This is a genomic window from Campylobacter sp. CS_NA3 (assembly GCF_027797495.1).
Lineage (GTDB): Bacteria > Campylobacterota > Campylobacteria > Campylobacterales > Campylobacteraceae > Campylobacter_B.
In genome coordinates this window covers 1,461,735-1,473,972 of sequence record NZ_CP115609.1, presented here as the reverse complement: position 1 = coordinate 1,473,972, position 12,238 = coordinate 1,461,735, and the positions used below count along the sequence as shown (strand labels likewise).

Below are 12,238 nucleotides of genomic sequence, written 5' to 3'. Positions count from 1 at the left end.
AATGGGCGCAAATATCAATGACTATCTAGTTTGGCGTGGCGATATAAAAATATCAAAAAACCACGAATTTAACGAGCTTGATAGTCTTATTTTGGCGCGATTTGCGTATATGCTTTTTCACAAAATTTCGTTAAATTCGCAAGAAAGTATAAAATCAATCGCCAAAAAAATGCAAAATTTTGACAACAGCGAATTTTTATATAACGGCGATAAAGAACTAATCACAAATTTAGGCAAAGCAAAACGATTTTGCGATATGGTAGTAACAAACTACGAGCAAAATAACGACAAAACAAGCCAAAAGCAGTTTGGCGCAATCACAATCCACACCAAAAAAGATGAAATTTATATCTCATTTTTAGGCACAGACAACAGCATTTTTGGCTGGAACGAAAGCTTTAACATGGCTTTTATGCAAGAAATTCCGTCTCAAATTTGCGGCAGGGAGTATCTAAATAAAATCGCCAAAGCATATCCAAATAAAAAAATTCGTATCGGCGGACACTCAAAAGGCGGAAATATCGCAGTTTATTCGGCTTTGAGTGCGGATAGTGAAATAGCAAATAGGGTTATTAAAATTTACAATTACGATGGACCGGGATTTAATACCAAATTTGATTTAAATGACATAAATAGCGATATTGTATCCAAAATTCAAACCTATATCCCGCAAGATAGTATCATCGGGCGACTTTTAAATCACAAGGAAAAATTCAAAGTGATAAAAAGCTCACAAAAAGGGCTTTTGCAACACGATATTTTTTCGTGGCAAGTTTTAAAAGACGATTTTATCTATGCTAAAAGCACAAAAACTAGCAGAAATATCGATAAAGCGTTGAGTGCATTTTTAGTTACAGCTAGCGATGAAGAATTGAAAATTGCTATCGATACGGCATTTAGAATTCTTTATGCTTCAAACGCAGAATCATTTAATGAAATTTTATCAAATTTGCCCACTTCCCTATCAAATATGCTTAGAGAATATGGCAAGATTTCATCAGAACAAAAGAAAAATATTATAAAAATCGCAACAGAGATAATTTTGCTTTATATAGGTATTTTGCGAAAGCAAAATAGAGCTAAATTTAAAAATATGCAAGAACAATATATCAAATTTGGTAAATCAAAATTTAAAGAATTAGGCAAAAAATACATTAATAAATTTATCAAAGAAATTGATGATAAAATCGATGAAAAAAAGGATAAAATTTGAAAAAATTTCTACTGATTTTATCACTATTTTACACTTTAAATGCCGATGAAAATGTTACAAAAAAAAGCCTTTCTCTCATCGCAGTCGGAGACAATCTAATCCACTCAAAAATCATCGAAGCAGGTTATAACGAAGCAAACAAAAGCTACGATTTTAAGGAGCTTTACGCATATATCAAAGACGAAATCAAACAAGCAGACATAAAAATCATAAACCAAGAGACAATTTTAGTCCAAGATAGAAAAAAAATCAGCGGCTACCCTGCGTTTGGCTCTCCGCTTGAAGTAGGCTTTGCCGTAAAAGACGCAGGATTTAACATTGTCGCTCATGCTACAAACCACGCACTAGATAAAGGCGAAACAGGCATACTTGATAGCATAAATTTTTGGTCGCAGTTTGATGATGTCGCATATATCGGCATTTCGCCAGATCACAACAAAAGCGAATTTATAAAAATTTTCAAAAAAAATGATATTAGCGTAGCTCTTTTAAACTACACTTACGGGCTAAACGGATACAAACCGCCAAAAGGCAAAAATTACCTAGTAAATTTGCTTAGCGATGAAGAAAAAATCAAAAGCGATTTGGAATTTGCTAGGAAAAATGCCGATTTTGTCGTGGTTTTGCCACACTGGGGCGTAGAATACTCGCACAAACCGACCAAAGAACAGCAAAAAAAGGCGCACTTCCTAGCCAACGCAGGAGCCGACCTTATCATCGGCACTCACCCGCATGTAATCCAGCCACTAGAATTCATCACAACTGATGATAACAGAAGCGTTCCGTGCTTTTATTCGCTAGGAAATTTCATCTCAAACCAAGAAGAACCCGTGCGAATGCTTGGCGCCATGGCAGATGTAAAAATCGAAAAAGAGCATAACAAAACGCAGATAAAAAGCATAAAAGCCGAGCCTTTAATCACGCATATAGGGACATTTTCAGGGAATTTTTCGGTGCATTTTTTAAGGCACTATCCGACTATTTTAGAAGCCACGCACCGACTAAGGCGAACGCAAGGCAAAAAAATGAGTGTTGAAAATTTAAAAACCACTTGGAATAAGATTTTTTCTGAATTTTCGGTGGAGTAAATCAAAAATTTTCTCATTTTTGACATATCAAAAAATATTAACTTCAAATTTATTCAAATTTCACGGCAAATTCGCCAAATTCTGCCTTTGTCGCAGTCACTAAATCGTTTGGATTTAGCCAAATTTGTTTGCCCCTAACTCCTGCGCTAACGCAAATTTGCGTTTGTGTTAGTGCGCGCGAGTCGATAAATGTGCGAAAGTGCTTTTTCATGCCAAGTGGCGAACAACCGCCCCTGACATAGCCTGTGATTTTTGTTAGTTCTTTTAGATTCATTAGCTCTGCCCGTTTGACTTTCGCAATTCTAGCTAACGCCTTTAAATCAAGGCTTAAATCGCCTTGCAAACACGCCGTGATATACTCGCCCCCGCACTCGCAAACTATCGTTTTATAGACCTGCTCGATAGGCTTTTGGCACGAATTTGCCACATGCACGGCGTCAAGGTTGTTTTCATCGACTTCGTATTCTAAAATTTCATACTGAATTTTAAGCCCGTCAAGTATGCGACAAGCGTTTGTTTTTTCGATTTTTTTGGACATTTTTAGCCTTGAATTTAGTAATTAAAACGCAAATTTTAGCCAAATTTGACTAAAAATAAAATGCCATTGCGAGAATTTGTCGTTAGGCAAATTCGTGGTAAAACAAGCCGACGAAGTCGCAGGTTTTTTGCGAAGCGTAGCGAAGCAGAGTAATCGCCAGTGGTTAATAAACCAAATAAACAAATTCGTAATTTTAGCTTTGGCGATTGCTTCGAATTTGCTTCGCAAATTCTCGCAATGACAAAAAAATTGCAAATTCAAACGGCGTATGCCGACGATTGCAAATTTATTTAATTTCGCCACAAATATTCAAGACAGAGTGGGCGTAGTAAAGCTTGAATTTGGGCGGTTTCAAGCGAAGCTACCTTTGAGCGGTAGTGAGCGTAGAAATCGTCCAAATTTAAGCTTTAATCCGTTCGGTATGGGGAATTTTAATAACGAATATTTCCTTGTTTTAAAAAATCTCTCAAATCATCATATTCCGAGCTATCCAAATATCTCCACTTTCCGGGCTTCAAAGTTCCTAGCGTAACCCGCCCAAATGCCGTGCGTTTGAGATCTACGACTTCTAGGTCAAAATACCCAAAAAACCGCCTTAACTCTCTGTTTTGCCCTTCGTTTATGATGGCTTTAATCTTGGTGTATCCGCCGCTGCTTGGCATTATGCGATACGCCAAAAATGGCTTAAATTCCATTGATTTGATTTTGCTTTTGGCGTGAGCGCCCTTGGTGGCGTCATCTGCGTAAAAGCCCTCTTTTATCGCCGTTACGACTTCGTCAGTTACTTCGCCTTTGACTTTTAGGTAATATTCTCTTTCGATGTCGCTTTTCATCAAAGCCGTCGCAATCGCAGGGGCGTCAGTTAATAGCAAAAGCCCTTCACTGGCAAAATCAAGCCGTCCAATGCTGACAAATTTAGAAAATCCGTTTGGCAAGCTGTCATAAATCGTCTTGCGACCGCGGTCGTCTTTTTTGGTGACTAACTCGCCCTTTGGTTTGTGATAGACAATCACGCTAAATTCGGTTTTTTTCTTGATTATTCGTCCGTTTATGCGGATTTTTTCTTCGCCCGAAACTTCCACAAACTCGCTAACAACTCGCCCGTTTATGCTAACTTTGCCGTTTTTGATTAGCTCGTCAGCTTCACGGCGTGAATAACCTGTGTTGTGCGAGATAAATTTATTTAAACGCATTTTTTCCATTTTATAGCCCTATGTTTTTAAGGTCGTGGATATGCACGGTGCCGATTGGGGTGCCGTTTTCATCCGTAACGGCAAGAAGCTGAATTTTGAAATTTTCTATCATTTCAAGTGCTTTGGAAGCTAAAATTTGCGAATTTTCAATGGTTTTTGGCGATTTTGTGGCAAATTTAATCGCGCTTTCTTCAAGGCTAAAATTCTCACTCATCAACGCCCTACGCAAATCTCCGTCGCTTAAAATCGCCGTTAGTTTGCCCTCTGTGTTAGTTAGCAAAACGGTGCCTAGTTTGCCGTGTGTCATCGCATTTATGGCTTCTTTTAAACTAACACTTTCGCTAACAATCGGCAAATCGTTAGTTCGCATGACATCAGCGACTTTTAGATATAGCCGTTTGCCAAGACTACCGCCTGGGTGGAAGTTTGCGAAATCTTCTTTTTGAAATTTTCGCTCACTCATTAAGCACACCGCTAACGCATCACCAAGTGCAAGTGTTAGCGTGGTAGAAACCGTAGGCGCAGCCCCAAGTGGACAAGCTTCTTTTTCGATTTTAAGGCTAATAAATTCGTCGCAAATTCGCCCCAAAGAGCTATTTTTGTTACTTGCCATTGCGATGATTTTCACGCCAAATCGCTTAATGTGTGGCAAAATTCGCACCAACTCTTCGCTCTCACCGCTAAAACTAATAGCCAAAACCAAATCATCTTTGCCGACCATGCCAAGATCGCCGTGCAGGGCTTCTGTGGGGTGCATGAAAAAGCTAGGCGTGCCTGTGCTTGCCAAAGTGGCAGCGATTTTCGCGCCGATATGACCACTTTTTCCCACGCCTGTTACGATGAGTTTGCCTTTGCACTCTAAAATCAAATTTACAGCTCTTTCGATTTCATCGCCGATAAGCTCGGCGTGGCGTAAAAGCTCGTTTGCTTCGAGCTTTAAAACATCTTTTGCGTTTTGTATAATGCCCATAAAATGCCCCTTACATTAGGTAAATAACCGGCACGATTGTCGGATATTTTTTTGTTTTTCTAAAAATGTGCTTTCGCACGGCTTGGCGAATTTGCGACTCCAACACGCGGTTATCAAGCAAAATTTCGGTTTTCATGTTCGCCAAAAACTGCTCGATAACGGCTTCCATATCTTTTGTAAATTCCCCGTTTTGCTTCTCATCAACAAGCCCATAGCTCACAACGCGCGTTTTTATTAGGCTTTTTTCGTTTTTATCGATTTGCGCGATGATGACGACCATTCCTGCGTCGGCTAGATTTTGTCTATGTTTTACAATGTCGTCTGAAATTTGCTTGTTTATTTGATTATCGATGAAAACTTTGCCTGTTTTAACGGTTTTTACTCGCTTCAAATACTTCTGACAAACTTCCATTTGATCGCCGTCGCTCATAAGATAGATATTTCGCTCATCAATTCCGCACTCCATAGCCGTTTCTTTGTGCTTAACTATATGGTTGTATTCGCCATGAACAGGTAAGAAAAATTTCGGCTTAACTAGCGAGAAAATGAGCTTTTGCTCTTCTATGGAAGCGTGGCCTGAAACATGAATTTCGCTAAAATCTTGATACGCCACTTTTGCGCCACTTTTTAGCAAGAAATTTAGCACGGTTGAAACGCTATTTTCGTTACCCGGAATCGCTTTTGCCGAGATGATGACTTGATCGGTTGGCTTGATTTTTATATATTTATGCTCATCAGTTGCCATGCGATATAGTGCGCTCATGGTTTCGCCCTGAGAGCCTGTGGTTACGATTAAAACTTCATTTTCTGGGTATTTATCGACCTCTTCTGGGTCAATGAAAATCTTTTTATCTAAATTTACATAACCAAGCTCGATTGCAGTCCAAAGGTTTCGCTCCATACTTCGCCCGATGACGCAAACCTTGCGACCATATTTCACGCCCCGTTCGATCGCCTGATAAACGCGGTGGATATTTGAACTAAATGTGCTCATAATCACACGCCCGTGAGAATTTCTAAAAATCGTATCAAATGTGCGACCAACCGAGCTTTCGGACTTCGTTACGCCCTCGCGGTGTGAATTTGTGCTATCGCTCATAAGCAATAAAACGCCCCTATCGCCGTAATACGCCAAACGATTTAAATCCGTCGGATAGCCGTCAATCGGCGTGTGATCGATTTTAAAATCGCCCGTGTGGATAATGGTTCCGGCTTTCGTCGTTATCGCTAACGCAGAAGCGTCGATAATCGAGTGCGTTATATGGATAAATTCCACTTCAAAATCGCCGATTTCATAAATTTTTCGCTTTTCCACAGGGCGAAAATAGCTTCGCTCCGATTTTAAGCCGTGTTCTTCAAATTTGTTTGAAATCATACCCAGTGGCAGCGGCGTAGCGTAGATAGGAAACTGAAATTCTTTGAAAAAATACGGCATCGCACCGATGTGATCTTCGTGCGCGTGAGTGATGATGATACCTGCGATTTTATCTTTTATCTTGCGGACATAGTCAAAATCAGGTATCAAAATATCCACGCCAAGCATATTTTCATCAGGAAAACTCATACCAACATCGACGATAATCGCGCTCGTTGCGGTCTCAAAAATCGTCATATTCGCGCCAATCTCACCCAAGCCCCCAAGTGGCGTGATTTTAATGCAGTCGTTGCTTCCGTTCATATATTTAAGCGGATTTAAACGCAAATCGTGCATTGCCTTATTTGCTTCTATCACGCTTACTATCGCCTTTTGCCACGGCTCTTCGCCGTTTAATTTTATCGTTTGCGTTGATTTTTTGCGTTTTTTTGATTTTTTTGAAGCATTAGCTTGTTTTTGCGTTTCGCCGTTTTGCAAACTTGCTTCATTTTGAGAACTTTGATTTTGCGAATTTGCGTTTTTTACACTTTCGCCGTTTTGTGAATTTGCCCCGTTTTGCGAATTCGCTCCGTTTTGCAAATTCACACCTTGCGAATTTTTTGTTTGTTTATTTGTTTGAGCCGATTTTATCACATTTTCATCGCCAAAATTTACTAAATTTTCTACGCCGATTGTCGCTTCGTTAGCTTTTTTTGAATTTTGCGATTTTTTCCTATTTTTGCCACTTTTTTTGTTAGTTTGCAAATTTGTATTTTTTAGATTATTTAGGTTTTTAGCCGTGTCATCAGCGAAAAAATCATCAAAAAATTCACTCTCATTATCGTCGGCAAAAAAGTTATCAAACGCACTCTCGCCGTTAATGTTAGTTAGCTTTTTAGCCCCTTTTTTGTGGCTTTTGGCGTTTGTGTTAGTGCGTTTGTTAGTGGCGTTGTTAGTGAAATTTTGCGTAGAATTTAGGCTTTTTTCTTCACCACTACTCTCATTTTTTTCTAACGATTTTTTTAAATTTTCTTTGCGTTTTTTGAAACGATTTGTCTTTTTAAAAGGTCTTTCGTTATCTCTTTTGTTTTCTTCGTTCATTTTCTACCTTTAAATTTTTAAAAATTTTTAAAAACAAGGCGAAATCTAACTCGTGAGATCTGATAGTTTGCGAAATTTGCAAATTTGCGAAAATTTTATTTAGCAAATTTTTGTCAAATTTTGACGATAAATTTTTAAAAAGTGTCTTTCTCGGCGCAGAAAAACAAATACGCAAAAAGCCCTTAAATTCGGCATATTCGTCTAAATTTGCGAATTTTTTATGCTCGCTCAAAAATTCATTTTTTACTAAACGCATTACTGCCGAAGTTACTTTTGGCGGCGGCTCAAAGGCAAGTGGTGGCACTTCAAATAAAAACTCGCACTTCCCAAATAAATTTGCCAAAACCGAAATCGCGCCAAATTCGCTATTTTTGCTTGTCGCACAAAATTTCAATGCAACTTCTTTTTGCACCATAACCACAAATCCAAGGCAATTATCATCATCAATCGCCCTTAAAATCAGATTTGTAGCCACATAATACGGCAAATTTGCAGCCAAAAAATATTTTTTTTCGCTTAAACCACCGTTTTGCCAAATCTCTAACGCATCGCCCAAAACAAGCACAAAATGCCCGTTTTCTAGCTCATCGGCAAATTTTGCGGTTAAAATTTTTTCTAAATCTCTATCTATCTCGTAACTTTTAACTTTTGAAATTTTTAAAAGTCTTAGAGTTAAATCACCCAAGCCAGGCCCAATTTCAACGATATTGCTCGTATCGTTGGGAATCGCTTGGACGATTTTATCCAAAATAACGCTATCTTTTAAAAAATTTTGTCCGAATTCTTTTTTCGCTTTAATCATAACAGACGAATTTATCTAAATTTTGCTTATAAAGTCATTATATTAAGCAAAATTTAGCTAAAATAATTAAATTTAGTAAATTTTTAAGGGTTAAATTTGGATAATTTTGCAAAACGGATAATCCCTTGCCTTGATGTAAATAACGGCAGGGTCGTAAAAGGCGTAAATTTCGTAAATCTCATCGACGCGGGAGATCCAGTCGAAGTCGCCAAAATCTACAACGACAGCGGTGCGGACGAGCTTTGTTTTTTAGATATAACTGCTAGTTTCGAAAACCGAGATACTATCGTGCATGTGGTCGAAAGCGTGGCAAAACAGCTTTTTATACCGCTAACCGTGGGTGGCGGAATTCGCAAGATTGACGATATTTCAAGGCTTTTAAATGTCGGTTGCGACAAGGTTAGCATTAACTCAGCCGCCATTTCAAACCCAAATTTAATCGACGAAGCAGCGAAAAAATTCGGCTCTCAATGTGTCGTGGTCGCCCTTGATGTCAAAAAAACGGGCGATAGCTATAACATTTTTATCCACGGCGGTCGCACGAATACGGGGATTGACGCCTATAAATGGGCGAAAGAAGTCGAAAGCAGGGGTGCTGGGGAAATTTTGCTAACTTCTATGGACGCGGACGGCACCAAAAACGGCTTTGACTTGGAAGTTACGGGCAAAATTAGCAAAATGCTAAAAATCCCCGTCATCGCAAGCGGGGGCGCAGGAAATATGGAGCATATCAAAGAAGCCTTTGAATGCGGGGCAGACGCAGCACTCGCAGCGAGCATTTTTCACTTCGGCGAGATAAAAATCAAAGATTTAAAAACCTATCTTTTGCAAAACGGCATAAGGGTTCGAAGTTGATAGTGTGCGCGGGAAATGGCGAAGAATTCGACTTCGCGCGCGCTGTCGGCGTGGGGCTCGTGGATTGCGCTATCAATTTAACCAAAATTTTAGCGAGCGAAAAACATAGCGAAATTTTGTTTGTAGGCAGTTGCGGTCTGTATAATGAAGGTAAAATTTTTGATATTTTCGAGTGTGAAACAGCCACAAATCACGAAATTTCCGAGCTTTTGGGCTATTCATACAGCCCGATTTTTAACTCTAATGTTTCATATGAAACATTTTGTAACTCATCAAATTTCATCACCACAGATGAAATTTGCGCGCAAAAATTCGCCACACTCGGCTACAAAATCGAAAATATGGAATTTTACTCTGTCATCAAAGTCGCCGAAAGTTTCAAAATCCCAGCTCGCGGAATTTTCGTCGCGACGAATTTTTGCAACCAAAACGCACACGCAGATTTTTTGAAAAATCACGCAAAAGCCAAAGAAATTTTAGAAAATTACTTAAAACAAAAAGGAATAATTTGAAAAATATCCTAGATTTCACACTTGATGAACTATCCGAGCTTGTAACGCCAAAATTTAGAGCCAAGCAAATTTACGAGTGGATTTACAAAAAAGGCGTTAAAAATTTTGATGAAATGCTAAATTTACCAAAGGAATTAAGAGCAAATTTAAGCAAAAATTTCTATTTAGACCCCGTAAAATGCGCAAAATGCGAAGAGAGTATCGACGGAAGCAAAAAATATCTTTTCGAGCTAAAAGACGGCAAAACCATAGAAAGCGTTTTGCTTCCTATGAAAGATGAAGTCGCCGATGAAAACGGCAAAATTTCACGCCATGCAAGATACACAATCTGCGTTAGTTCGCAAGTCGGTTGCAAAATGGGCTGTGCATTTTGCCTAACTGCCAAAGGCGGATTTGTGCGAAATCTCACAGCAGGAGAAATCGTAGGGCAAATTTTATACATAAAAATCGCAAACCAAATCCCTTACGAAAGACGCGTAAATGTCGTATATATGGGTATGGGCGAACCGCTTGACAACCTAGCAAATGTCTCAAAAGCCGTGCAAATTCTAAAAGAAAATGACGGCCTAGCCATCGCTTCGCGCCGCCAGACTATCAGCACAAGCGGTCTAGCTACGCAGATAAAAAAGCTTGGCGAAATGGATTTGGGCGTTTTGCTTGCCATTTCACTTCACGCCGTAACCGACGAGCTTCGCGCTAAGCTAATGCCGATAAACAAAGCCTACAATATAGCTTCGGTTATGGACGCTGTGCGAAATTTCCCCATAGACATGCGAAAGCGAGTGATGTTTGAATACCTTGTCATGGGTGGCGTAAATGATAGCGTAAATGACGCAAAAACCCTTGTAAAGCTACTTCACGGCATAAAAGCAAAGGTAAATTTGATATATTTTAACCCGCACGAAGGAAGCCCGTATCTGCGCCCAAGCACTGAAAATATGGTGAAATTCCAAGATTATCTCAGTGCGCATGGCGTAACCTGCACGATTCGCCAAAGCAAAGGGCTTGACATAAGTGCTGCGTGCGGACAACTCAAAGAAAGAAGTAAAAATGACAACGCTTGATATAATTGAAATCGTATTTATCGCCATTGTCGCGGTTGTGGGCATTGGCGGAATTTTGTTCGTAGTTTTAAACGAAAAAAAATAATGTGCTAAATTGCTAGAAAAAATTCTTAAAACAATCTAGCCCATTATTTATAATTTAAATCGATTTATTTTACATGCTTTTGAGCTCGTATAAATTCCGGATTATCTTTTAACTCACGATTCTTTTTGAATTTAAATATTGCCACAAGCAAAGTAAATATGCTAATATACAATGAGTATTGAGTATATTCAATACCAATAAACAATAAAACTGTCGTAGCCAGCAACCACCCAAGGTACGAACAACCATAAGCAATCTCTGCCTTGCAATCACCACAAACAATCGCACCAAATCTTATGTCATCTTTGCCACAAAATGGACATATTAAAAATTCTTGTTCTTCCATGTTATCCTTTCAAATAAAAATTTACAATATTGTACCCCCCCCCCCCTAAAAATTTACTTAAATTTGCAAATTATAGCTGATTTAACTACCGTTTTTTCATAATACCAATCAGTTTATCAAATTTAGGAATTTGTAATAAATACAGAATTTATTGAGGCAATATTTTTATATCCATTTTGTTTCAAAATTTTAACGCTTTCAAAAACTCGCTTTTAAAATCAGCCTTTGTTTGAATATCGTAAATTTTGCCGTTAAATTCGAAGTGCAAATTCGCTGCATGTAAGCAAAGCCTAGAAGCGCCTGTTAAATTTATCCGCTCACTCGCGCTTAATTTCTCGTCCAAAATCGCTTCGAAAGTCGCCGTATCAGTCCCGTAAAGCGGGTCGCCTAAAATTTTGTGTTTCACATGAAACAAATGCAAACGAATTTGATGCTGTCTTCCTGTCAGCGGCACGGCTCGAACCAAAGTCGCATTAAATTCGCTAAAATATTCTATCGGATAAATCTCAGTTATCGCCTTTTTGCCGTTTTCGCAAATTCGCATTTTTATCGCCACTTCGTCAGTTTCCAAACTCTCGCTTATTGGCTCATCGATTACAAATTCTCGCTCCACTCTCCCGCTCACCAAAGCAAAATATGATTTTTTCACCGCCCTATTTTCAAAAAGCATTTTCAAGGCATTTAAACTAGCCAAATTTTTTGCGACCAGTATCACGCCGCTTGTCTCTTTATCGAGCCTATGCACGACCGCCGCACTCCGCCCATAAAGTGACCAAATTTCATCATAAAGCGAATATTTGCAGTGTCTGCCGTTTGGGTGAGAAAGCACTCTACTAGGCTTGTCAAATACAGCAAATTCATCGCATTCAAAAATCGACTTTAAACCCACAGGCTCACATTTATAATCTATCAAAAATATTTCGCCCTTTGCGACCGAGTTTTTCGCCAGTGCCACGCCTGAGCTATCTAGCACCCTGCCCTTATCACACAGCCTTTGAGCGCCTTTCATATCATAACCCAAACCCAGCAAAATCTCAAAAATTCGCCGATTTGTAAATTTGCCTAAACTAAATTTCTCATACGCCATATTAACTAACTTTTCAGCCCTTTTTTAATA

Annotated in this window: 13 protein-coding genes; 6 read left to right on the top strand and 7 right to left on the bottom strand. The window is 39.0% G+C overall.

The window, feature by feature from the left end; all coding sequences use genetic code 11:
* Position 1: 1 nt before the first annotated feature.
* Complete coding sequence (locus tag PF026_RS07490; protein ID WP_270864128.1) at positions 2-1,213, top strand: Mbeg1-like protein; 1,212 nt, start codon at positions 2-4, stop codon at positions 1,211-1,213.
* Positions 1,210-2,301, top strand: coding sequence for a CapA family protein (locus PF026_RS07485; protein WP_270864127.1), 1,092 nt, complete (start codon positions 1,210-1,212; stop codon positions 2,299-2,301). The genes PF026_RS07490 and PF026_RS07485 overlap by 4 nt, the downstream gene beginning before the upstream one ends.
* Positions 2,302-2,350: 49 nt before the next feature.
* Here the strand turns inward: PF026_RS07485 and ybaK are convergent, their stop codons facing one another.
* Positions 2,351-2,839 (bottom strand): Cys-tRNA(Pro) deacylase, encoded by a 489-nt coding sequence (gene ybaK, locus PF026_RS07480; protein ID WP_270864126.1) that lies wholly within the window; start codon positions 2,837-2,839, stop codon positions 2,351-2,353.
* Between the two features lie 94 nt (positions 2,840-2,933).
* Here ybaK and PF026_RS07475 point away from each other — a divergent pair, with 94 nt between their 5' ends.
* Positions 2,934-3,080 carry a hypothetical protein gene (locus PF026_RS07475; RefSeq protein WP_270864125.1) on the top strand — a complete coding sequence of 49 codons (147 nt, stop codon included), beginning with the start codon at positions 2,934-2,936 and terminating at the stop codon, positions 3,078-3,080.
* 190 nt (positions 3,081-3,270) lie between these two features.
* On the opposite strand, the gene PF026_RS07470 is transcribed toward PF026_RS07475, so the two are convergent.
* From PF026_RS07470 to rsmA, 4 genes are read right to left on the bottom strand one after another with little or no spacing between them, the layout of a single operon-like run.
* Positions 3,271-4,041 carry a pseudouridine synthase gene (locus PF026_RS07470; RefSeq protein WP_270864124.1) on the bottom strand — a complete coding sequence of 257 codons (771 nt, stop codon included), beginning with the start codon at positions 4,039-4,041 and terminating at the stop codon, positions 3,271-3,273.
* 1 nt (position 4,042) lies between these two features.
* Positions 4,043-5,002 carry a KpsF/GutQ family sugar-phosphate isomerase gene (locus PF026_RS07465; protein ID WP_270864123.1) on the bottom strand — a complete coding sequence of 320 codons (960 nt, stop codon included), beginning with the start codon at positions 5,000-5,002 and terminating at the stop codon, positions 4,043-4,045.
* 10 nt (positions 5,003-5,012) lie between these two features.
* Positions 5,013-7,457: a ribonuclease J gene (locus tag PF026_RS07460; protein WP_270870472.1), complete on the bottom strand. Its 2,445-nt coding sequence runs from the start codon at positions 7,455-7,457 to the stop codon at positions 5,013-5,015.
* A complete protein-coding gene (gene rsmA, locus PF026_RS07455; RefSeq protein WP_270864122.1) occupies positions 7,432-8,259 on the bottom strand; it encodes a 16S rRNA (adenine(1518)-N(6)/adenine(1519)-N(6))-dimethyltransferase RsmA in 828 nt (275 codons plus the stop codon). The genes PF026_RS07460 and rsmA overlap by 26 nt, the downstream gene beginning before the upstream one ends.
* Before the next feature lie 96 nt (positions 8,260-8,355).
* Here rsmA and hisF point away from each other — a divergent pair, with 96 nt between their 5' ends.
* The 3 genes from hisF to rlmN are packed head-to-tail and all read left to right on the top strand — an operon-like array spanning position 8,356 to position 10,690.
* Entirely contained in the window at positions 8,356-9,114 is a 759-nt protein-coding gene (gene hisF / locus PF026_RS07450) for an imidazole glycerol phosphate synthase subunit HisF (protein ID WP_270864121.1), read from the top strand.
* Between the two features lie 2 nt (positions 9,115-9,116).
* On the top strand, positions 9,117-9,626 hold the full coding sequence (locus PF026_RS07445; RefSeq protein ID WP_333720461.1) for a purine-nucleoside phosphorylase: 510 nt from the start codon (positions 9,117-9,119) through the stop codon (positions 9,624-9,626).
* Positions 9,623-10,690, top strand: a complete 1,068-nt coding sequence (rlmN, locus tag PF026_RS07440; protein ID WP_270864119.1) for a 23S rRNA (adenine(2503)-C(2))-methyltransferase RlmN — start codon at positions 9,623-9,625, stop codon at positions 10,688-10,690. Before PF026_RS07445 ends, rlmN begins: the two co-directional genes overlap by 4 nt.
* A 149-nt stretch (positions 10,691-10,839) precedes the next feature.
* Here the strand turns inward: rlmN and PF026_RS07430 are convergent, their stop codons facing one another.
* Together PF026_RS07430 and PF026_RS07425 are read right to left on the bottom strand one after the other, a co-directional pair.
* Positions 10,840-11,121 (bottom strand): hypothetical protein, encoded by a 282-nt coding sequence (locus tag PF026_RS07430; protein WP_270864117.1) that lies wholly within the window; start codon positions 11,119-11,121, stop codon positions 10,840-10,842.
* A gap of 181 nt (positions 11,122-11,302) precedes the next feature.
* On the bottom strand, positions 11,303-12,208 hold the full coding sequence (locus PF026_RS07425) for an RluA family pseudouridine synthase (protein WP_270864116.1): 906 nt from the start codon (positions 12,206-12,208) through the stop codon (positions 11,303-11,305).
* Positions 12,209-12,238 lie beyond the last annotated feature (30 nt).